This window comes from Brevibacillus reuszeri, from assembly GCF_001187725.1.
Classification (GTDB): domain Bacteria; phylum Bacillota; class Bacilli; order Brevibacillales; family Brevibacillaceae; genus Brevibacillus; species Brevibacillus reuszeri.
In genome coordinates, this window is record NZ_LGIQ01000009.1 from 1,517,596 (window position 1) to 1,539,258 (window position 21,663).

At 48.9% G+C, this 21,663-nt stretch carries 18 protein-coding genes and 1 tRNA gene; 7 read left to right on the forward strand and 12 right to left on the reverse strand.

Going from position 1 to position 21,663, the window contains the following annotated elements; translation table 11 throughout:
* Positions 1-28: 28 nt before the first annotated feature.
* Together ADS79_RS21590 and ADS79_RS21595 are read right to left on the reverse strand one after the other, a co-directional pair.
* Complete coding sequence (locus ADS79_RS21590) at positions 29-3,238, reverse strand: AfsR/SARP family transcriptional regulator (RefSeq protein ID WP_049740433.1); 3,210 nt, start codon at positions 3,236-3,238, stop codon at positions 29-31.
* Positions 3,239-3,346: 108 nt separating this feature from the next.
* A complete protein-coding gene (locus tag ADS79_RS21595) occupies positions 3,347-3,970 on the reverse strand; it encodes a YhcN/YlaJ family sporulation lipoprotein (protein WP_049740434.1) in 624 nt (207 codons plus the stop codon).
* A 209-nt stretch (positions 3,971-4,179) separates the two neighbouring features.
* On the opposite strand from ADS79_RS21595, the gene ADS79_RS21600 reads away from it, so the two are divergent.
* Positions 4,180-6,249 carry an exo-beta-N-acetylmuramidase NamZ domain-containing protein gene (locus tag ADS79_RS21600; protein ID WP_049740435.1) on the forward strand — a complete coding sequence of 690 codons (2,070 nt, stop codon included), beginning with the start codon at positions 4,180-4,182 and terminating at the stop codon, positions 6,247-6,249.
* An 83-nt stretch (positions 6,250-6,332) separates the two neighbouring features.
* Here the strand turns inward: ADS79_RS21600 and ADS79_RS21605 are convergent, their stop codons facing one another.
* Positions 6,333-7,904 (reverse strand): acyl-CoA synthetase, encoded by a 1,572-nt coding sequence (locus ADS79_RS21605; RefSeq protein WP_049740436.1) that lies wholly within the window; start codon positions 7,902-7,904, stop codon positions 6,333-6,335.
* A 366-nt stretch (positions 7,905-8,270) separates the two neighbouring features.
* Between ADS79_RS21605 and ADS79_RS36495 the strand changes: the two genes are divergently transcribed.
* Complete coding sequence (locus ADS79_RS36495) at positions 8,271-8,543, forward strand: twin-arginine translocase TatA/TatE family subunit (protein ID WP_049740437.1); 273 nt, start codon at positions 8,271-8,273, stop codon at positions 8,541-8,543.
* Between the two features lie 145 nt (positions 8,544-8,688).
* On the opposite strand, the gene ytaF is transcribed toward ADS79_RS36495, so the two are convergent.
* On the reverse strand, positions 8,689-9,327 hold the full coding sequence (gene ytaF / locus ADS79_RS21615) for a sporulation membrane protein YtaF (RefSeq protein ID WP_049741098.1): 639 nt from the start codon (positions 9,325-9,327) through the stop codon (positions 8,689-8,691).
* A gap of 132 nt (positions 9,328-9,459) precedes the next feature.
* Between ytaF and ADS79_RS21620 the strand changes: the two genes are divergently transcribed.
* The gene (locus tag ADS79_RS21620) at positions 9,460-10,122 is read left to right on the forward strand and encodes a helix-turn-helix domain-containing protein (protein ID WP_049740438.1); all 663 of its coding nucleotides are present in this window, start codon (positions 9,460-9,462) and stop codon (positions 10,120-10,122) included.
* A gap of 88 nt (positions 10,123-10,210) precedes the next feature.
* Here ADS79_RS21620 and ADS79_RS21625 read toward each other — a convergent pair whose 3' ends face one another.
* The gene (locus ADS79_RS21625) at positions 10,211-11,134 is read right to left on the reverse strand and encodes a LysR family transcriptional regulator (protein WP_328135215.1); all 924 of its coding nucleotides are present in this window, start codon (positions 11,132-11,134) and stop codon (positions 10,211-10,213) included.
* A gap of 96 nt (positions 11,135-11,230) precedes the next feature.
* Here ADS79_RS21625 and ADS79_RS21630 point away from each other — a divergent pair, with 96 nt between their 5' ends.
* The gene (locus tag ADS79_RS21630) at positions 11,231-12,028 is read left to right on the forward strand and encodes a sulfite exporter TauE/SafE family protein (protein WP_049740439.1); all 798 of its coding nucleotides are present in this window, start codon (positions 11,231-11,233) and stop codon (positions 12,026-12,028) included.
* A gap of 85 nt (positions 12,029-12,113) precedes the next feature.
* Here ADS79_RS21630 and ADS79_RS21635 read toward each other — a convergent pair.
* From ADS79_RS21635 to ADS79_RS21660, 6 genes are all read right to left on the reverse strand, one after another.
* Positions 12,114-12,202 (reverse strand) — tRNA-Ser (locus ADS79_RS21635).
* A gap of 72 nt (positions 12,203-12,274) precedes the next feature.
* Entirely contained in the window at positions 12,275-13,693 is a 1,419-nt protein-coding gene (locus ADS79_RS21640) for an aldehyde dehydrogenase family protein (RefSeq protein WP_049740440.1), read from the reverse strand.
* 211 nt (positions 13,694-13,904) lie between these two features.
* Positions 13,905-15,182, reverse strand: a complete 1,278-nt coding sequence (locus ADS79_RS21645; protein ID WP_049741100.1) for a peptidase — start codon at positions 15,180-15,182, stop codon at positions 13,905-13,907.
* A 27-nt stretch (positions 15,183-15,209) separates the two neighbouring features.
* Positions 15,210-15,887 carry a 3-oxoacid CoA-transferase subunit B gene (locus tag ADS79_RS21650; protein ID WP_049740441.1) on the reverse strand — a complete coding sequence of 226 codons (678 nt, stop codon included), beginning with the start codon at positions 15,885-15,887 and terminating at the stop codon, positions 15,210-15,212.
* Positions 15,869-16,561, reverse strand: a complete 693-nt coding sequence (locus ADS79_RS21655) for a 3-oxoacid CoA-transferase subunit A (RefSeq protein WP_049740442.1) — start codon at positions 16,559-16,561, stop codon at positions 15,869-15,871. Before ADS79_RS21655 ends, ADS79_RS21650 begins: the two co-directional genes overlap by 19 nt.
* A 22-nt stretch (positions 16,562-16,583) precedes the next feature.
* Positions 16,584-17,936 (reverse strand): aspartate aminotransferase family protein, encoded by a 1,353-nt coding sequence (locus ADS79_RS21660; RefSeq protein ID WP_049740443.1) that lies wholly within the window; start codon positions 17,934-17,936, stop codon positions 16,584-16,586.
* A gap of 202 nt (positions 17,937-18,138) precedes the next feature.
* On the opposite strand from ADS79_RS21660, the gene ADS79_RS21665 reads away from it, so the two are divergent.
* Complete coding sequence (locus ADS79_RS21665; protein WP_049740444.1) at positions 18,139-19,683, forward strand: PucR family transcriptional regulator; 1,545 nt, start codon at positions 18,139-18,141, stop codon at positions 19,681-19,683.
* 3 nt (positions 19,684-19,686) lie between these two features.
* On the opposite strand, the gene ablB is transcribed toward ADS79_RS21665, so the two are convergent.
* A complete protein-coding gene (gene ablB, locus ADS79_RS21670; protein WP_049741101.1) occupies positions 19,687-20,514 on the reverse strand; it encodes a putative beta-lysine N-acetyltransferase in 828 nt (275 codons plus the stop codon).
* Between the two features lie 171 nt (positions 20,515-20,685).
* On the opposite strand from ablB, the gene ADS79_RS36765 reads away from it, so the two are divergent.
* Positions 20,686-20,811 carry a YjcZ family sporulation protein gene (locus ADS79_RS36765; protein WP_141260804.1) on the forward strand — a complete coding sequence of 42 codons (126 nt, stop codon included), beginning with the start codon at positions 20,686-20,688 and terminating at the stop codon, positions 20,809-20,811.
* Between the two features lie 94 nt (positions 20,812-20,905).
* Positions 20,906-21,646, forward strand: coding sequence for a glycerophosphodiester phosphodiesterase (locus ADS79_RS21675; protein WP_049740445.1), 741 nt, complete (start codon positions 20,906-20,908; stop codon positions 21,644-21,646).
* Positions 21,647-21,663 lie beyond the last annotated feature (17 nt).

Sequence of the window (21,663 nt, forward strand, 5' to 3'; positions counted from 1 at the left end):
AAAAAGACCACTGCAAGAGCGATCTTTTTTAGCTTCCCACGATCTGACGATACGTATCTTGTGTAGCAGGCATCGGCTCCACACCAAGCTGCTCCTTTAATTTTGCAACACATTTATCATACCAGCGTATCGCTTGTGTCCGGTTGTTCAATTGAAAGTAAGCCACCATCATCAAGCGGTATGCTTCCTCCCAACAGTCGTCGACCCGCAAAATGGCCTCACACCAGCGAATGGTGCTCTCCACCTGATTGGTTTTCAGTCTGATTTTTGCCAGGCGTTCTGCTCCCCGTAAAAACAACCCCTGCAATCGCTCCCGCTCCTCTACGCACCAATCCTCGTAGCGACACTCTGGCATGTAATCTCCCTGGTAATAGCCAAGTCCTTTTTCCAGCAGTACCTCTGCCTGCTCGATATTCGGTTCGGACAATCCGCGAGCTACCAGCTTTTCAAATTCCTCAACATCAATATGGTACCCGGAAGCCAAATTGAAACCGTACGAGCTGCCATGACGCTGAATGAAAAACGTATCTGCACGCGCAGCACGATCAGGCTCCAGTGCTTTATTGAGGGCATTCAGCGCTACCTTAAAATCGCGTAGTGCAGACTCCTCGTCTGATTCTGGCCACATGCTGTTCATGATTTCCTCACGGGCAAGCAAATGCTGGCGCTTCGTCAGCAGCAATTGAAACAATAATTTGGCTGTGCCTCTCTGCCATGCCTTTTCACTTAGCTCCCGCTCTCCCAGCCACACCCGGAATTTTCCCATCGTTTGAATACGCAAGGTATACCCCGGATGGAAGGTCACATTTTGCAAGCCCAAATCATTTAAAAGCTGGGACACATAATCGGGGAAAACTTGTCTCCGCTCCGCTTCGAGCAGAACCGGCATCAGCTGTTGAACATCCTGAGGCGTAAGCATGGTCGGACGTTGCAGCAGAAAATGATACTCGCCTGACTGCATCAGGGACAACGCCTGTGTGACAGCAGGTACGAAGACATCCCACTCTTTGTTCCGATACGCCAAAAAGCTGAGCCACAGCTGACAGATGACGACACCATAACTGTCTCCGCAATGGCTGAGCCGCTCCGCGCAGTCCTCAATCGTGCTTTGTGCTTCGGCCTCTTTCCCATGCGTCGCATAAGCAATCCCGACTGCGAGCCGAACGAGGCTGCCGAGCCAGTCATCTCGCATGGCCTCCGTTTCTTTTATCCCTCGATGTCCGTAGTGAAGCGCTTGCTCCAATGATTTCTCGCGAGCGTAAAGAAGTGTCAGCCCGAGCAAAGTCTCGGATTTTCCACGTGTGGATTGCAGCTCCTCCATCATTTGCAAGCCTTTTTCATACAGCCGGCGAATCTCGTCCGTCGGCAAACGCTGGCTGATCAGTGCCGCATGGGCTTTTCGCACATACCCGTTTGCCTCTACAAACGGTGAGTCAGCTACTTTTCCCAGTTGAATTGCCGTTTCCGCTGCCTGTAAGCCTCGTTCCCACTCACCATTCAAGGCATATACAAACGAAAGCAGCAGAGAGGTTTCCCGATAGGACCGAGTTAATGACGGTTGCTTTGTTTCCTCTATGCGCCATTTGTTCTCCAATAGCTGAATCGACGACTGCAAGCGTCCGGTCCGAAACAGCAGGCGCGATTCCAGCTCCACTTCCGTTTCCTGTTCAAGCTCCTGACTACGTCGATACCATTCAGCGGCTTGCTTGGCATCTCCGCGATTCGTATATATCTCGGCGAGCAAGCGATAGAGACGCGGAGCCATTTCATTTGCTTGTTCAACTGGTGGCAGCAGCTGGATCGCCTTTTTCAACAATTCCTCTGCCCTTACCCCCTGTACGCTATCCAAATGGACCCGTGCCATTCCCTCCAAACCTCGGCATTGCCCGATTTGATCGAGCTTTTGCTCGCAGAGGGAAAGAAAATGCTCGTACGAACCGAACGCCTTGAAGTAAATACAGCGATATCGCTCCACTTCCCCCTGGTAGTACCAAAGCCAATGCTCCTGATCTTTGACCGCGTCTGGCAAAATCGTTAGCCATTGGTACAAAAGGTCCAGTCGTCCCGCTGTCAGCAGCCGCTCAGCTGCCTGAAACAGCCATTCTGCAAGTACCTCCCATTGCTCGATCAGACGTAAACGCTCGAATGCCTTGTCCTCTTCGCCTTTACGCCGATGCCAAATGGCTGCTCGCCGATTGACTCGGATATATGTGTCGGTCTGCGAAGCAAGCTTACTGGACAACAGTCGCTGAAACAGTGGATGAAACGAATAAATCCCCTGCTTGTCCATTGTCAGAAACAAATTGTTCCCTTGCGCTTTTGCGAGCAATTCTGCGCCAGACTCGCCCAACACCTGCTGACAATCCTCCAATACAAATGCTTCGAGAACAGCTGCCTCCATTAAAAATTGCTGCATGATGTCATCCAGTCCAAGCCATACTTCCGTCTCAAGCAAATGCAGCACAGATGATAAATCGCGCAAGCTGTCGGAGACAGACATTCCGCGCATGATTCTCTCACCAAAAGAACGCAATGCCATGATCCAACCGGCAGAGACCTGCTCGATCCGCTCCCACTCATCCGGGGTCAAGGTAACGTCGTATTGATCCAAAAAGAGAGCTTCACACTCTTCGCGCGTAAATTGAAGATCTTCTGCTGTCAGCTCTACACATTCCCCACGAACCGCTAAAATTTCCAGCTCAGGCCAATTCGGGCGAGCCCGTGACAGTAAAATCAGCTTGACTTTTGGCGGCAATTGCCCTGCCAATTTTTGCACAAAACAGTCTACATCGCTGCCGGTCGCGATGTAATGATAATCATCCAATAGGACAAGCTGCTCCACTTCAAGCGAGAGGCACTCCCTTACAAACAGCTCCACCATAGCTTGCCAGTCCAGATGATGGTTCTCGTCCGCTACTTGTTCAACAGCACATACCTGATCCAGAATCACTTGACCAAAATGCGGATGCAGTCTGCGTACACTTTCCACAAGACACTCCAAAAAAACCGGCAGCCTACTGTCCTGGGTGCGGATAAAATACCAGCTGGCTTCCAGACCTGCATCGTGTAAAAAAGTGGCCAGCGCAGTGGTCTTTCCGTAGCCCGTTCCCGCGTGAACCAGGCATAGCGGGGCATGATGCAGAAGCCGCAGTTTTTTCGCCAGAGCGGGTCTTCTGAGTACGTATGGCTTTTGCCTCGGTGGGGTTATTTGGGAAATGGATACATGGGATGATTTCATGAATTGCACTCCTTGCCGTTCTCCTCTACTCTCTTTTGACTATTTCCCCATTTCTGTTTATTTTCCTGCCATACAAAAAACCCACCCGGGTATCCAGGTGGATGGTTGTTAATCGACGAGGTTGACGCCTTTTACTGTGTAGCCGATATCGTTGACCAGTACTTGAAACTCTTCATTACTCACTGGCTCGCCGCGTACAATCCGTGAGTGAAGGTTTGCAATTTGATCGTAGATCGCACGATTTGTAGAAACATACATGACGTTGAAGCGCGTTTCTGTTTGAAGCCTGCTGCGCATCCTGTCCACGACTCGCTTTTGCAGATGATCCGGGTGTCCGTTATCTACACGAATAATTTTTCCTGGAGTATACGGGATCGATGGCTTCGGATTGACCTCATCCACCTTGGGAGTATCAACAGGCAGTACGCCCACAAGCAATGTATCTTTATAGGCCAAGACCTTGATGTCTACAACGCCTGGAAGCCTCTCTGCACGACGCTCCAAAATCCCAACGAGATGAGGCTCTCGTTTGTGTACCATTTTTTGACTAATCATGGCAGCTGGTCCTTTATCTCGGCCTGCATTATCATTTTGGTAATTAATCCCGTACGCTTCGAATTTGGCCTGATTGCCGTTCATGTCTTCCGTCCCCTGTTCCTTGTTCGGTGAACAGCCGGCAAGAGCGGCAGCCACGAGCACAGAAACGGAGAGAGCCATTCCGATTCGTTTCACAAAGAACACCTCCTTGCACTTATTTTGATGTGCAGAAGGTGTTCTTACTCAAGGAATCTACGCCCTAAATTTTAATAAATTCCCCCACAAACGTTACTTAAAACCTCTACCTTTCGAACTAATTTCAAATAGTTACAAAAATGAAACCATATTCCTTCAAAAAACCGTTACAATAGACATGCAACGACATTTGAAAGAGGCGGAGAAACATGAAGAAATTAATACCTTTTCTTATCCTGGCAATTATCTTAAGTATGATTCCTCAAGGTGGAAGTTCCGCCAACACCGCTGCCATTCAATTAGGAAGTGATATTCTTTTCGATCAATTCCATCAGCAGATTGAAGGCAAAAAAGTGGGGCTCGTCACGAATCAGACTGGCGTGAACGGACAAGGAATGAGCACAATTGACATGTTGCGCAGAGACCGGACTGTCAAGCTCGCCGCATTGTTTGCTCCCGAATATGGATTGGATGGAAAAACATCTGCAGAAAATCAGGTAACGAGTTATGTTCATCCTGTTTATGGCATTCCGGTTTACGGCTTGTATGGTGCAACGCGTACGCCTACGAAAGAGATGCTGGCAAGTGTAGATGTTCTGCTTATAGATTTGCAAGATGTGGGTTCACGCACGTACACTTACATCTCTACCTTGCAGTATACAATGACTGCAGCAAAACAGGAGAATAAAAAAATAATCGTTCTGGATCGCCCGAATCCAGTTGGCGGTTCCATTGTGGACGGACCTGTCCTCGAAGCTCCGTACCGCTCGTTTATCGGGGTAGATACGATTCCTTTGGCGCACGGAATGACTATTGGCGAGCTTGCTTTATTTTTCAATCGCAGCATCGGAGTCGATCTGACTGTCATTCCGATGGAGGGCTATACACGCAGCATGATTTTTCAGGATACAGGCTTAACATGGGTGCAAAGCTCTCCGCATATTCCTGACCTCGCTTCCGTCTTTGGCTATATGGCTACTGGTTTGGGAGAAGGAACAGGAATCAAGCAAGCAGACAATTTTACATGGATTGGCGGAGAAGGCATTGATTCCGTCAAATATGCAGATTTACTGAATGGAAGCCTGCTTCCAGGTGTCGTCTTCTTGCCAGAGAACAAGGATGGACTTGGCGGGGTACGACTGCAAATCCATGAACCACGGTTATTTAATCCGGTGAAAACGGGTATGTACGCTTTGGCCTACGCAAGACAGCTGAATCATTTTGCTGTTCCGAAAAGTACGGATAAAGGAATCGTCTTGTTTGACAAGGTGATGGGTTCGAACAAAATCGGTCAACTTTTGGAGCAAGGGCGTACGCCGCAAGAAATCGAAGCATCTTACGCCGAACAACTCAAGCAATTTAAAGAATTGCGCAAGGCTTACCTGATCTATGGAGAGGAGCCGTACCACCCTCTCACTGTCATTCATAGCAAACCAGTTGTTCCACAGGTTCCTGTCGTCCAAAAGCCTACGACACCGCCAGCTGGAACTCCTGGAACAGCAACACCACCGGTGACGAAACCACCAGTACCAAACACATCAGGAACAAATGGCACAGCTGTTCAACCTCCAGTGAAACCTCCTGTGCCGCCTGTACAAAAGCCGGTACCACCAGCAAATCAAGCAGACAAGGTAGCATACCTGACTTTTGACGATGGGCCATCACCGATCACGCCATTGGTTTTGGATACGCTAAAGAAAAATAATGTGAAAGCAACATTTTTTATCGTTGGAAGTCATGTTCCTGGTAACGAAGCGATCCTGAAGCGAGCAATGAGTGAAGGTCACTCGATCGGCGGACATACCTACTCCCATGATTATCGGGTACTGTACCAGAGCAAGGACGCCTTTTTCAATGACCTGGAAAAAGGTAATCAATTGATTGAAAAAGCGACAGGTATGAAACCAACGATCTTCCGCTACCCAGGTGGCAGTACAAATACAGTCAGCCTGAAATATCAGGATCCAAAGCTGTATAACAAGCAACAAACAGTAATGAGTGCAATCAAAGCTGAGTCTAACAATCGCGGGTACATCTTCATCGACTGGAATGTAACAAATGGAGATGCTCGCAGTAGCCATTACACAGCAGCCGGAGCACTTGCCAACGTCAAGCAACAAGTGAAGTCACAAAAAGAAATCGTGATTCTCATGCATGACGCAAGCACGAAAGCAGCAACCGCGCAAGCTTTGCCTGAGGTTATCTCCTTCTTGAAGGAAAAAGGGTATCGATTCGATGTGATCACAGCGGAACACCCAACGATTTCTACAGTCAAATAAGCAAAAACAGCCCGCTCCTGGTCGATTGACCGTGTGAGCGGGCTGCATTTTTTTAGGGGAGAATGCACAGCAATGCGATCGCATTATGATTGTGTCGCGAGTATCTCATAACGCAAGCGAAGCTCCCTTTTTAATATTTTTCCACTAGGATTACGGGGCAAGTTTTCCGCAATCACCACATATTTGGGTGCCTTAAACGACGACAGACGGTCTTTGCAAAAACCAAGCAGCTCCTCAGCCGTTACCGCCTCACCTGATTTTGGCACTACTACAGCGGTTACCGCTTCGATCCAGTAAGGATGCGGGATGCCAATAACCGCCACCTCTGAAACCTTTGGATGCTGATAGATCAGCTCCTCGACTTCTCGGCTTGCTATATTCTCCCCACCTGACTTGATCATGTCTTTCTTTCGGTCTACGACCGTAATAAAGCCTTCTTCATCCATGATCCCCAAATCGCCACTGTGAAACCATCCGCCGTTAAAAGCTGCCCGCGTTTTTTCTTCGTCGCGGAAATATCCCAGCATCGCATGACTCGTACGGTGTACGATCTCCCCGATACTGCCTCGTGGAACCTCCTGGCCTTCGTCGTCCACGATCTTTGTTTCAACGTTGAGAGCTGGCTTTCCAGCAGACCCTGCCTTTCTGATTTGTTCATTAGGCTTCAAAACTGTTGCAAGCGGAGCTACCTCCGTCTGACCGTAAAAGTTGTAAAATTGGGCATCAGGCAAGCGCTGATTGAGTTCTTTTAAAATTTCTACAGGCATGATCGCTGCACCGTAGTAGCATTTTTTGAGCGAAGTCAAATTGCGTGAGGAGAACGCTGGTGAACGAAGCAAGGCGATCCAAACGGTCGGCGGGCAAAACAGCTGTGTAGCTTTGAACGTCTCTACCGTCTGCAGCATCAAATCAGGTGTAGCCTGCTCCAAAATAATTCCGCTGCCCCCCAAATAAATGTAAGGGCCGAGGAAGCAGTGCAACTGCGCGCTATGGAACAAGGGCAGCGCATGTATAGCCACATCTTCTGATGTCATGTTTCCTTCGATAATTGTGCTTACGTATTCGGAAATGATGCTTTTATGGGGCAGCATGACGCCTTTTGGCTTCGATTCCGTTCCGCTTGTATAAAGAATCTGAGCAACGTCATCATCTGACAGCTCCACTTCTGGCTCGTGCGCTTGGGCATGGGCAATCATATCACGAAACGGGAGCCACTCCCCCTCAGGTGCAGCAGGTCTGGAGATCAGAGACAGGAGACGCGGGGAGATCGCTGCTTGCTCGATTGCAGATTGCGCGACGCCTTGAAACTCTGGCGATACGAAGCATGCACTTACTTCGGAATGAGCCAAAATATATGCGACATCCTCTGTGTTCAGCATAAAGTTGATCGGCACCAGAATGACACCAGCTTTGGCCGAAGCGAAGGTCACAATGGCAAAATCCAAGGAATTACGGGATAGCACTGCAAGACGCTCGCCTTTTTGCAAGCCTTTTTCCATCAGCACATTTGCTGTTTGATTGACAAGATGATCGAATTGCCTGTATGTAAGAGCTTCTTCCTCAAACTGCAAGGCGACCTTGTCAGGAAAGCGCCCATGACTCCTTCGTAATATGTCACCTAGTGTATTTCTCCTGACTCGCTGGGACTCGATCATGCGCCTGCCTCCCTTTGGAAAACGTTTACAGACATTATACTATAATTATCTATATAGTGTTTATTTTCTGATATTTAGAAAGAAAAAAACGGCAGCTTCCTCTGCATTTTTGAAGCTGCCGAAGGCCCCCAAGAAAATTTGAGTCCTTACGTACAGCATATACCAAATTGGCTGCTGCATCGACATTGGTTCTATTGGATTTTGAGGAAAAAACCAGCTGGATTGCTATCTTACGGAAAACTTTATAATAAACTCATGACTACACCACAAAAACGTCACAATTCTGTCACAAACCACGTGCTACTTTTTATTTTTCTCCCATATCTCAGTGTAATACTAACATTATGAAAAAAGGAGGGATTCGTTGTGCATTTTCCAAATCTAACTGGTATTTTATTTTTATTCGTCATCGGTATCATATTGTTCGGGCCCTCAAAATTACCTCAATTGGGGAGAGCTGTTGGCAGCACTTTAAAAGAGTTTAAACTCGCTTCGCAAGGACTCCTCTCAGAGACAAAGGAATCCCCTGAGAAAAGTGCTTCCCAACAGCTTTCCGAGCAGGAATATCGCATGCAAATCGAACAAGAGATTCGCGCTGAAATGGAAAGAGGGGCAACTGACAAAAACCATTCAAAATAAACACGTTCGAATTCGACTGAGCAATGGATCCATAATCCTATGCTCTTTTTTATTTTTCAGGATCAGGAATGTTTCTTCTCCAGTCATTCATAACGCCTTAACCCATCTCATACTATAGAGACAAGTAACTGGTTGGTCCACCTTCTTATAGTAAAGAATTCGCGGCAATCGCCAACAGAATAATCCCACTTATCATCGTCCCGAATTGTCCTAATGTAAACGAACCGATCCGCACTGATGCCACTTTTTCACCAATACCGACCCCTACCCAAACCGTCAGGAAGCTCCCAATCGCTGCCGTTATGGAAATCGCATGCGGAGACAGCCCTATTAACCCTGCGCTCAAGCCATTCGTCACAGCATTCGCTGCCAGTGCAATCCCCAAAAAGAAAGCTTCCTTCAGCCCGATTTCACCTGACTTGTCAAAATCAGCTATCTCCGGATTTTGCAATATTCCTTTTATACTTCTTGAACTCCCAGCAGCTTCACCTTCGCTTGCCGTCCCCAACTCTTTGTTTGTTCTTGGGACAGCTAACAAAATGATGCGAATCCCGATTACAACCAGGATGAGTGCGCCCAGCAGCACAGGAAGAATACCCGGAAGAAGGTAAACAAGCATCTGACCAAAATAAATTCCGATTTCACTTAGAACAAAACAAATGCCAGCGATCAAAAGATTTGACCAAAAGCCAATCCGAATCTTGCGGATGCCATAGGAAATACCTACTCCCAAATTATCAATGCTTGAAGAAATGGCAAAACCCAATATGATCAACCAAGTCATTTTCTCATCACTCCCCACACAATTTGTAGTCATTGTATTGAGGTTGTTGAGAAAAAGTGCTTTTCCCAAGATTTTTTGTTGAAAAAAACTCAACACCCTTGTTCATCTGTTGCGGAAAGGAGTGTACACCTCGTGGCGGTAGACAATCAGCGCTCTGATTTGGGCACGATCATTAAATCATTGCTGAAGGAACGCTCCCTCTCTATGCGCAAGCTAAGTACGTTGACGGGAATTGACACGGCTACGATCTCGCGGATTGTAAACGGAAAACAGCAAGCAAAGCCAGATCACCTCCAGCAATTTGCCAATCACCTGCAGGTCCCCTTGGCTAGACTGCTGAAAGCCGCCGGTTTTGAGGTAGAGCTGGAATCAGCAAACACCCGCACAGATATGCATAGCTCAATCGATGCCATACAAGAGGTTCTCGCCTCATCCAATTTTTTTGACCATTCCTTCACAACCGAAATGGTTAAAGCCGAGCTGGCCAAATATGAAATCTATGCCCTCACCGTTGAGGGACGGCGGATTATTCAGGAAGACTTTTTTGCAAAAGTAGACCAGGTTAGCGGTGCCGGCCCATTCATCGAACAGCTCAGGGACATGTATGAACAATATTCAAAAGCAGATGCTTCCGATGAAATTCGTGCCGTGCTTGGAAGCGCCTTGTTGTATTTTATTTTGTCGGCGGATATTATTCCTGATTATATCTTCCCGATCGGCTATGTAGATGATGCCATTGCGGTTCAGCTTGTTCTCAATCGCCTTGTAGAGATGCAAAAAGAGCAACAGAGCTAGTGAATGCTCATCCTGTGATCCATTCGGACATACCCCCTCTTTTCCGGAAGCGATTCATCCGGGCGAGAGGGTTTATTCGTGTTCTCATTCACATGGCAAAAAAAGAATGAATGAAAGCGCCTGCTGCTTCGGATAATGGGACATTTTTCAATTTGACGATTCCAATCTCACGCGGCGGGATCGGTTCTATCAAATCAATTTCAAACAATGTAGAGCCTTCATGGTCAACAAATTCGCGGGTCAGACAGGAAACCCCTAGACCAATTCTGGCAAATTCCACGAGCAAATCTAAGCTTCCAAGCTCAATTTCCGGTTCCAGCCGGTATCCTTTTTGCTGCATGAACGAATTCAAGTATTGTCTGGAATTGCTGCCTTCTTCAAGCAGTATGAGCGGCAGACAAAGTAATTCATCCAGTGATAGCTTTTGATTCCGTAAGTGTTCAAAACGTGGTCCAGCAAAAAAGCAATCATGTACTTCAATTACTTTGTCCACTTCCAGTTGGGGATCGGTTACAGGTAAATTAACCAACGCAAAATCAATGCTGCCCTCTTTCAGCAGCGCTATACTTTCTGGTGTAGTTCGGTTCGTGACCTTTATTTTAATGGCGGGATGCTCATCATGAAACGACTCAAGCGAAGGCAGCAGGATGTATTTGCAAAGAGTATCCCCCGCCCCAATTCTTACTTCCCCAGCAAGCAATTGCCGCATTTCAGCCACCTTTTTTTCTCCGAGAGCGATGTAGTGAAAAGCTTGTTCGATGTACTCAAGCAGCACCGCTCCCTCCCGCGTTAAGACAACCCCCTTGGGAACTCGCGAAAAGAGAGCTCCCCCCATGCTCTTCTCCAATTGCTTTATCGAATGGCTGATCGCAGGCTGGGTAACATGCAATTTCTCTGCTGCTCTTGTCAAACTCCCTTCCTTTGCACAGGTATAAAAAACACGATATAACTCCAGGGGTGCATGTTCCAAAGAGACATTACCTCCATTTATGAACGGTATCAATAACAACAATTTTATTTATACCAATAACCTTATTATACTTTACGTGAGAGGACGTGTTGCAACAACAAAACAAAGCATTTCACTTTAACAAGGGGGCTGCACATTTTGGTTATCGCAGGATTTTTAGCAATTGGCATCCTAACGGGAATTCTTTCAAGCATGTTTGGATTTGGTGGTGGGTTCGTATTAATACCTGTTATGTATTTGCTCCTGCCTGGTTTTGATGTCCCAGAAGCGGCTATCATGCATGTGGCGATTGGAACCTCACTAGCTGTCATGATTGTGAATTCCATCAATTCAACCATTTCGCATCATCGCAAACAACATGTTATTTGGTCCATTTTCTTCCGGCTGGCTCCAGCCATTGCCGTCGGTGCTCTTCTGGGGGGACTATCTACACCCTTTGTACAAGGAGATATTCTTCGCTACCTGTTCATCCTGCTGGTCGTTTATACGATTGTCACTTCCATCTGGAAAAAATCATTTTTAGACGTAGATGGGCTATCGTTCACATTGCCCACTCCATTCAAAACGTCTTCGCTTGGCCTTGGAATCGGATTTCTAGCTTCCCTATTAGGTGTTGGAGGAAGTGTCCTCACGGTTCCATTTTTGAGAAAACGGGGACTTGCCATGCTTCATGCTGTTTCGTTGGCCAATCCATTAAGTCTTCCGATCGCGATTGTTGGAGCCATTACATCCATCGCAACCGGACTACAGCAACCTGGCCTTCCTGCCTGGTGCTTCGGATTCGTTTACGTGCCTGCCTTTTTAGGTATTGTTCTCGGCGGATTTCTCGGCGTTCCACTTGGTACCCGGATCGCCCACCGTCTCCCGGATCGGTTATTTTCAAAAATATATCTCAGTTTGTTGGTTGTGGTAGTTTTGATCATGGTTTTTGAATAACATGCTTGAAACAAATAAAAAAACCTCCGTTAGACAACGTGAGGTTGGTGAGTTCTTTTCAGTTTCATGATCAGTAATAGGAATATGGCGGAGGGAGCAGGATTCGAACCCGCGTGAGCTTGCACTCTAACGGTTTTCAAGACCGCCCCGTTATGACCACTTCGGTATCCCTCCGCGTTACGGTTCAACAATAACTACTATAGCACAAGTCTTCTCTTATTTGCAAGAGGATTCTACTTTTTTTCCTCACCTCTTTACGATCACCAGCTTTAGCTCTGTCATTTCTTCCATCGCGTACTTGACCCCCTCTCTGCCCATTCCGCTCTCTTTAACACCACCATATGGCATGTGGTCGACACGGAAAGTAGGGATATCGTTAATAAGCACTCCTCCTACTTGCAACTCGTCAGCAGCCCGCAAGGCCATACTTAGATGATTGGTATACACTCCCGCCTGCAAGCCATATCGGGAGTCATTGACCAGCTCGATGCCATGCGAAACGGATTCTATCGGATTTATCAAGACAACCGGACCAAATACCTCCTGGCTTGAGATATTTGCACGCGCTGGCACACCTGTCAAAACGGTTGGCTGAAGCATGCGACCCGTCACCTGTCCACCGCACTCCACAAGGGCTCCTAGCTGTCTTGCTTCCTCGATCCATTGGAGGACACGCTTTGTTTCTGCTGGATGAATCATGGCTGAATAATCGGCTTCCTCAGAGAGAGAGTCTCCTCCCCGCAGAGCGAGTGTTTCCGCGACAAATCTGCGAACAAATTCGCTATATAACTCTTGAACCACGTAGATGCGCTGAATAGAGATACATACCTGTCCCGAGTAGGCAAATGCTCCAAAAATACAGCGTGGGATGACTTCCTCGAGCTGTACGTCACGATCAACAATCACGGCTGAGTTTGACCCAAGCTCAAGTGCAACTCTTTTTAATCCGGCCCGATTACGGATCGCGATCCCAACGTCAGGACTCCCTGTAAAGGTCACAGCTCGTACTCGAGGATCGGTAACCAGTTGATCGCCAACGATTGCACCACTACCTGTTACTACATTCAGGGCCCCAGCAGGAACACCTGCCTGCTCAACCAGCTCCGCGAGAAAAAAAGCACTCAGTGGCGTTTGTGATGCTGGCTTCAGCACCACTGAATTCCCGGCAGCCAAAGCGGGTCCCACTTTATGGGCAACCAAATTCATCGGAAAATGAAACGGGGTGATAGCTCCGATTACACCAAGCGGTTCTCTTACGGTGTACGCGATCCGTCCCTCTCCCCCTATGGCAGCATCGAGGGGAACGGTTTCTCCATGCAGCCTCTTTGCCTCCTCCGCGGCGAATTTATAGGTCTGAATGGTTCGAATCACTTCTCCACGTGCTGTCTTGATCGGCTTTCCTGCTTCGATTGCAATCAGTCGCGCCGCTTCCTCCAGCCTATCGTTCAATAGAATGGATATCCTCTCCAAGAGTGACGCCCTCTGGTAAGCTGGCAGCCTACGCATGAGCTTGGCTGCCTCACAAGCAGCTGCAATCGCCTTTTGTACAGTGTGTGGGTCTGCCTGAGGAATCTGGGCAATTTCCTGGCCGCTATAGGGAGAGTAAAGTGGCGCGTACTCCGCTGTGCTAACCCATCTGCCTCCAATAAAGCATGCTTTTTTCATAACCAGCCTCCTTCGTCATAAGAAAAATACGAGCTACCCGACCTCCAAACATTCTCCAACTCCCTCAAGCCTTCCTTGCCATTTTCTGTCGAGCCCCTCAAAAAAGAAACCGACCCTCGTCGACAAGAAATGACGAGGGTCGGTTTAGAGAACTGCTGTCGATCGATGCCGATATAAATCTGATACTTTTGACCTACAGGCAGTTGATATTTTATTTACTTTCTTCTTCAACACCGCACCATTCTATCAGGGTGAGGGCAAATATTTCTGCGCAACGGAACACATCGTTCAGTTCGATATATTCATTTGGATAATGTGCCACTTGCGTAACGCCAGGTCCCACAACAATGGCTGGTGTATCAGCCAGCGCTGTTAACAACCCTCCATCTGTCCCCCAAGGAGACGCCTCTACAACTGCACGACTACCCGTAACTGCTGTGAACTGGTTATGCAAAATCTCCATAAGCGGGTGATCTTCAGCCACGGCTCCTGGAACCCAGCGCGCACCATACCATTCCAGCTCTACAGGCTGCTCAGCAAACCATGGATCAATTTCTACCAGTTGCTTCAGCGCAGCTTCCATTTCTGCCTTGGCATCCTCCATCTGCTCTCCAGGCGCCACACCCATGCGTCCCTCCAGCTTGACGAGATCAGCAACGGAAGAAGGCCATTTTCCGCCTTCAATGACGCCGATATTAATCGGAATCGGGATCGGCAGTTTTTCGTACAGTGGATCATCCAGACGGTCGTTCCGCTCTTTTTCCAGCTTGCCGACGGCCTGCACGACGAGCAAGCTTTTTTCGATCGCACTGACACCCTCATAGCGTGTTCCTCCGTGTGCAGAGCGGCCTTTTACCGTCAGCCGGAACCACATGGAGCCTTGCTGCTTTGGAAAAATTTTCATGTTGGTCGGCTCGGGAATCAGGGCTGCATCCGCTTTGTAGCCACGCAGAATGGTTGCCAGTGTACCCGCACCGCCACTCTCTTCCTCGACCACGCTTTGGAAAATGACGTCCCCTTTTAATTGGACACCCAGCTTTTGCAGTACTTGAATCGCGAGCAAAGAGGACAGGTTGCCCCCTTTCATATCGGTAGCCCCACGTCCATACAGCTTCCCGTCCACGACCTTCCCACTGAAAGGATCGTCGCTCCACTGCGCACGGTCACCAGCAGGAACGACATCCACGTGGCCATTCAAAACCATGGAGCGTCCTCCACCCTGACCTTTCCACACCCCTACAACATTGGGGCTGCTGTCAAACACAGTACGAGGCGATACAAAATAGGGATGAGCGAGCAGTTCTTCGCCTTCCATTACCCACAGATCAACCGCAAGTCCCATTTCAGCCAGCCGGCTTGCGATACTCTCCTGTATGGAACGCTCCTCCCCTTGAACACTTGGACTCTGCACCCACTCCTGCAATAGCGATGTGGCTTGTGCCCGGTCCTTTTCCAATTGCTCGTGAATGAGCGTCTGCCAATTTGCCATGTTCATCCCCCGTTCCCTCGTTTTTATTTAGCGGAATACTCCGACTTCGCCTTCTGTTTTTAACTCTGCCTCTGTTGCGCCGATAACATCTGCTACTGAATACGGATACATGACCTCGCGCAAATAAAGACCGTCAGGCTTAACCTCCATGACCGCCATATCGGTAATGATCCAGTCTGCTGCTTTGGCTGCGGTCAGTGGCAAGGAGCACTCGCGAACAATCTTGGAGCGTCCATTTTTATCGAGATGGGTAGTTACTACCATTACCTTCTTCGCTTTTTGTGCCAGCTCCATGGCCCCACCCATCCCGGGAACACGCTTGCCAGGAACGATCCAGTTCGCGATATCTCCAGCTTGACTCACTTCCAGCACACCGAGGATCGTCATATCGAGCAGTCCACGACGAATGATGGCAAACGCGGTAGCGCTGTCAAAAAAGGAAGCTCCGGTAGCCAGCGTCACGGGAAACCCGCCCGCATTGCACAGCATGGCATTCTCTTCACCTTTTGCAGGACTTGGCCCTGTGCCTAAAATACCATTTTCAGCGTGAAACATCACACGGATATCATCAGGGATAAAGTCGGCAACCAGTGTAGGGATGCCGATCCCCAGATTGATGATCATCCCGTCCTCCACTTCCATGGCCGCGCGGCGGGCAATTCGTTCACGATAGCTTTCTGTCTCTTTTACTTCTCCCATGCCCATTGCCAGTTCACCCCTTCACTTTGAACGATGTAATTGACAAAAACGCCCGGGGTTACGATCTCTTCCGGGTGTAGCTCGCCAATTTCAACGATTTCATCCGCTTCTACGATGGTGATATCTCCCGCCATCGCGACCAATGGATTGAAATTGCGTGCACTCGTGTCAAACACCAGATTGCCAAAACGGTCCGCTTTTTTCGCGTGAACAATGGCTACTTCAGCAGTAATCGGCGTTTCCAGCAAGTACTCCTTGCCATCAACTACGATTTTTTGCTTTCCTTTTTCAGCGATGGTGCCAATCCCTACATCAGAGAGAATCCCTCCCAGACCCACTCCACCGGCCCGTACACGCTCTGCAAGTATCCCCTGCGGACAGAACTCTACCTCGAGCTCACCTGCCGTCATTTGGGCCCCTGCGTTGGGATTTGACCCGATGTGTGAAGCGATCACTTTTTTGACGCGCTTCTCCGTCACGAGCTTCCCGATACCGATATGAGGAAACGCCGTATCATTACTGATTAGCGTCAGATCACGTATGCCTTTATCCAAAATGCCTTGGACCAGAGTCGGGGGATTGCCGATTCCCCCGAACCCTCCTGCCAATAGCGTCATTCCGTCACGAAAATGCGAAAGCGCCTCTTCGATCGAAACGACTTTTTCAAAACGATTGGTCATTGTTTGTTCCTCCCGTCTCGTGCTATCCAATCAGTGCCTTGTCTTGCAGCTCTTGCTGCACAGCTGTAATCGCTTCTTTCAAGAGTCCGATCAACTCATCAATTTGTTCTTTCGTAATCGTGAGTGGAGGAGAGATGATAACTGCGTCACCTGCTACGCCATCGATACCGCCCATTGCCGGATAAATGAGCAAACCTTTTTCAAATGCTTTTGCAATCACCTGTGAACCTACCCCTTGGGAGAGTGCAAACGGTTCTTTGGTTTGTTTATTTTTCACGAACTCCAGTCCGCACAGCATTCCGAGACCGCGTGCATCGCCGATCAACGGAAGCTCGTCTGCCAGCTCCTGCAAGCGAGAGAGAAGGTAGGCACCTTGCTCTGCTGCTTTTTCGACCAGCTGGTTCTTTTCCACGTAGTCCAGCACGGCGAGTGAGATGGCTGCAGATTGTGGATTCGCGCTGTAGGTGTGTCCGGCCATGATCAGGCCGCTGCCTTTGGTAATCGTCTCGATAATTTCGTCGGATACCATCGTCGCTGCCATTGGTGTATAACCAGCACTCATTCCTTTTCCGAGCGTCATCAGGTCTGGGACGACTCCCCAGTGATCCACGCCAAAGGCTTTTCCCGTACGTCCTACGCCAGTCATGACCTCGTCTGCAATAAACAGCACCTGGTATTTGTCGCAGATTTCACGAATCCGCTGGAAGTATCCGTCTGGAGGTACGACAGCGCCCGCTGTTGCCCCGATCACAGGTTCCGCGATAAAGGCTGCCACTTGGTCTGGTCCGACGCGCAGGATAGCTGTCTCCAGCTCGTTCGCGCACACAAGCCCATACTCTTCAAGTGACATTCCTTCTGGACGACGATACGGATATGGACCGGTAATCGCTGGATAATCCGCCAGAAGTGGCGCAAAGCGCTTCCGACGCAGGACGTGTCCCGACATCGAGAGGGCTCCCATCGTAATTCCGTGATAGCTCATCCAGCGAGAGATGATACGGTTTTTCGTTGGCTTGCCTTTTTCCTGCCAATATTGGATGGCAATTTTTTGAGCGGTTTCTGTTGCCTCTGAGCCGCTGCTCACAAAAAACGTCCAGTTTAAAGAGCCTGGTGCCCACGCAGCGAGCTTGGCTCCCAGCTTTTCTACAGCATCACTGCTAAAATGAGAGCGATAGGCAAACGATACTTCCTTGGCCTGGGCGTACATCGCCTCAGCGATTTCTTCTACGCCGTGACCGATGCTCGCTGTCACAGCGCCACTGGATCCGTCGATATAGCGGTTGCCCTCTTTATCGTATAGATAAATCCCTTTGCCATGCGAGATTACTGGATATGACTTACCGAGTTCAGGCTTGATTACATAGCTTTTTTCCATTATCGTCGCCACCCTTATTAATAGGTCCTGTTCAAAAGGCGGTGTCTTCCCCCACTTTTTGAACATCCTCTGACTCTCTACCTCTATCCTAGCTGACCATCGACTTTCCCTCATCCGACGTGCTGGCAAAAAAACATGGCGAAGAGACAAAATCTTTTGTACATTTTGTATAAAGAACTCTGAAGCTCTGGAGGTACTCCTCATGACGATAACAATTCGTGAAGCCCTGCAATTACCGGATATGGTTCAAACGAGGCTAATTGCAGGTGCAGGTGGTCTGGATAATCCCATTCGCTGGGTGACAATTGTGGAAGTGCTTGAAGATACTAGTCGCCTGCAAGAAGGAGAATTTTTAATTACGACCGGTTTTGGGCTGACTGGCAATCCGATGAGACTTTCTTCGTTTATCCCTTCGCTTGCCAAGCAAAAGCTGAGCGGAGTCGCTATTCATACTGGCTTTTATTTGCGGGAAATCCCAGAGGCATTCATTGAGATGGCGAACCGTCACCAGCTTCCGCTAATTGAAATTCCTACGGAAATCAACTTTTCCACCATCACCAAAGCGATTTTGCAGCCGATCGTAAACAGGCAGTTTGAGACGCTCGCTTATTCACAGGCCATTCATAATAAAATGATTGAAGCTGCTTTATCCAAAGGTGGTTTGCCTGCCATCGCAGGCGAGCTTGCGACGCTGACTAGAGGGGCCGTGACGCTCGTAGATGCTCTTGGTTTCGAAGTTACACAGCAAGGGTGTTTGAACGAAGCTGGTGATGATCAGGCTACAGAAAGTGCTCATTCCGTACCAATACGTGCGAACCGGGAGCATTTTGGCACACTGACCTTGGTTAAGCCAAAGCCCGCCTGGGAGGAACTGGACGATGTAGCCCTGCAGCATGCAGCGACACTATGTGCCCTGGAATATGTAAAGGAGCGCGCCGTATCGGCTACGGAATGGCGACTGAAGGGCGATCTAGTAGAGGAATTACTAAATGGCAAGCCGATGAGCGCTTCCGAACTGGATAGTCGTTGTCGCATGCTTGGTTACCCAGTAACCGGAGGTCATCTCGTAGTGGCAGTCAATGTAGAGGGATCTAATCGCCCTGACATCGGTGAGCTTCATCAAAATGTGATTACACTCATGCGGCGGCTCTGTGATCGCCACAAACGCTCGTACCTTTTACGGGAGCGTCCGCACTGTCTGCTGTTTGTCCTGCCCGATGATCAAACGAGCATTTCTTTGCTCACACAGCTTACTTCGCGCTGGGAAAATCTACATCCGTCGTACGGGCTACATGTTGCAATCAGCAATCCGTGCCAGCACTTGAGTGATGTGGTCCATGCCGCAGAGGAAGCGATGTTTACCCTGCAAGCCTATCCCTTGTTGGCGAAGTCTCCTGAGCTACTGCACTACAAGGACATGCAAGGCTACCAGTTTCTTTTTCCGTATCGAGAAAGCGAGGAGCGCATGCTTGCTCTCTGGAAGCCTCTGCTTGATCCATTAATCCGTTATGATTCCAAGTATAATCAGCAGCTGCTTGAAACACTCGACGTCTATTTACGGCAAAACGGGAATGGCTTACAAACCTCTCAGGCCCTGTACATTCACCGTCACACCTTGAAATACCGGCTTACACAAATCGAAGAAAAAACAGGCTACCGCCTGGAGGACGCGCATCAGCGATGGCAGCTTCAGCTAGCCTTGATGGCGCGTCGTCTTCAGCAGCAGCTATATCCTTCTGGCGAGTAGCTATTAGTCTCGAATCGGGCGAAGTGGCTTCACCCAAATATTCATGTCTTCATATCCGGAAAAGATGGTGCAATTATTGATAAGACGTCCGCGGTATTCATATCCCATTTTAGATGCAGTGACATTCATTCCGGCCGATTGCGCACGTGTCAAGGTGTACAAGTAGTAGATGCCAGCTTCCTCCATCCTGCGCTCCAGCTCCATGAACAACGGCTGGAGGAGGCCTTTTCCCGCATGGTTCGGATGCGTAGCGCAATCGGTCATTTCGGCTGAGCCCATACGCTCCGTTACTTCGGCTGAAGCGGCACACGCGATAGTGCCGTCATACTCGACAACGTAATAGATCGTGCCTTCCTTCATTGTTTTTCGAATGTACTGCGGATCATTCATCGGAGTTGGATAGGTAGCAAAAACGAGTGCATATAGACGGGAAAGCTCTTCTGCATCGGCATCGGTCGCTTTTCGCAAAGAATAACCTTCCGGCAGAGCTTTTCCTTCCGTTTGGCCTGCTTTTGCCAGGCTCAGCGAGAGGATTTCCTCAGCCAGCTCAGGTGCAGTAGAAGTCGCGCGTTCTTCGGTCAGGTAGCGGGTCAGCATTTGAGCGGTTTGACCTTGAAAGAACCCATCGATCGTTCCCTCAAGCGTATACCCCACGCTGAGCCAAGCTGGAATATCTTCTTTTCTTCCATAGACAATCAACTTGGTTGCATCCGATTCTATCGCGAGTTCATGCAAGCGTTTATCCCAATCAGCAACCTGCGTCCGATCGTACTGATGGAGCTTGACCCTTCTGTTTGGTCGATCAATCACCAAGTCACCTGATGTGAGCATCTCTTGTTCATTTACCACAATGAAGCTCCCTCCTCTGCCTCGTATCTGGTTCTATTGTAGCAAATTCCCCCAGCCCGTCATCTGCCAATCTGTATAAAAAGGCGTGTGTCATGCACAAAAGTAGGCAGGATGGGCATTCGATGAGCGCCATTTACCCTACTCAGTCATAAGATGAAGGGAGTAGTTGCTTCTTCTGGGAAGGAGGGGATTTGTGTGAGCTGCGGCAGAAACAACGAATTCATACTCGTATTGGTGCTATTCATCTTATTAGTGATTGTTCTCACTGCACTCAGCTAGGTTTCTTCTGCTGCCCCTCAAGAAAGGTCGTATCGAGGGGCTTTTTACATATGCTTGTAAAAGGAGCAGATGTCTTTGAAGGGAGGAAGCCCACGTGCTCCCACTCATCTATGCCCATCGCGGCGCTTCCGGCCTCTTTCCGGAAAACACGATGGAAGCTTTTCACGCAGCAGTCAGGCGGCGTGCAGATGGAATCGAGCTGGATGTGCAATTGAGTTCTGACAACAAGCTGGTGGTCATTCACGATCATCAGTTGGATCGTACGACGACCGGCTCTGGACTGGTCCGGAGTCATACCTTGCAAGAGCTGCGCCAGTACCGCGCAGACAAGGACTCTCACTCTCGTTTTTCCAAGGCGCGGATTCCAACCTTGCGCGAAGTATTTCAAGCCTTTTCAGAGACGCCCTTGCGCATTATCATCGAATTGAAAAACTTCTTGGTCAGCCAGCCCCATCTTGAAGATTTGGTCATTGAACAAATCCGACGCTTTCAGTTGACTGAGCGAACGATTATTTCCTCATTTAACTTTGACAGTCTGCTACGCATAAAAGAATTAGATCCCCTGCAAACCACAGGACTTTTGTACGTAGGGCCCCTGGCTAATCCTTGGGAGGTTGCCTCCCGTTATCGGGCAGATCAGCTCCATGTACCGCATGATCAGCTAACGGCTAGTGTCATCAAGCAATCACATCAGCATGGTCTCACAGTGTTAGGCTGGAATCTGAACAGCAGCCGTGAATTACAGGGGGCACTCAAGCTTGGCGTAGATGGTGCCATTACGAATTATCCCGGCCGAGCCAAAAAAATACTTCGCTCGTTGAATCGTTTTGAATAAGAAAAAGGAGCCTCCTT

What these genes read in the sequence shown, in the direction of transcription:
- ADS79_RS21590 (WP_049740433.1), bottom strand. Translation starts at nt 3,238, where the DNA reads ATGAAATCATCCCATGTATCCATTTCCCAAATAACCCCACCGAGGCAA.
- ADS79_RS21600 (WP_049740435.1), top strand. Translation starts at nt 4,180, where the DNA reads ATGAAGAAATTAATACCTTTTCTTATCCTGGCAATTATCTTAAGTATG.
- ADS79_RS21605 (WP_049740436.1), bottom strand. Translation starts at nt 7,904, where the DNA reads ATGATCGAGTCCCAGCGAGTCAGGAGAAATACACTAGGTGACATATTA.
- ytaF (WP_049741098.1), bottom strand. Translation starts at nt 9,327, where the DNA reads ATGACTTGGTTGATCATATTGGGTTTTGCCATTTCTTCAAGCATTGAT.
- ADS79_RS21640 (WP_049740440.1), bottom strand. Translation starts at nt 13,693, where the DNA reads ATGAAAAAAGCATGCTTTATTGGAGGCAGATGGGTTAGCACAGCGGAG.
- ADS79_RS21645 (WP_049741100.1), bottom strand. Translation starts at nt 15,182, where the DNA reads ATGGCAAATTGGCAGACGCTCATTCACGAGCAATTGGAAAAGGACCGG.
- ADS79_RS21650 (WP_049740441.1), bottom strand. Translation starts at nt 15,887, where the DNA reads ATGGGCATGGGAGAAGTAAAAGAGACAGAAAGCTATCGTGAACGAATT.
- ADS79_RS21655 (WP_049740442.1), bottom strand. Translation starts at nt 16,561, where the DNA reads ATGACCAATCGTTTTGAAAAAGTCGTTTCGATCGAAGAGGCGCTTTCG.
- ADS79_RS21660 (WP_049740443.1), bottom strand. Translation starts at nt 17,936, where the DNA reads ATGGAAAAAAGCTATGTAATCAAGCCTGAACTCGGTAAGTCATATCCA.
- ADS79_RS21665 (WP_049740444.1), top strand. Translation starts at nt 18,139, where the DNA reads ATGACGATAACAATTCGTGAAGCCCTGCAATTACCGGATATGGTTCAA.
- ablB (WP_049741101.1), bottom strand. Translation starts at nt 20,514, where the DNA reads ATGCTCACATCAGGTGACTTGGTGATTGATCGACCAAACAGAAGGGTC.
- ADS79_RS36765 (WP_141260804.1), top strand. Translation starts at nt 20,686, where the DNA reads ATGAAGGGAGTAGTTGCTTCTTCTGGGAAGGAGGGGATTTGTGTGAGC.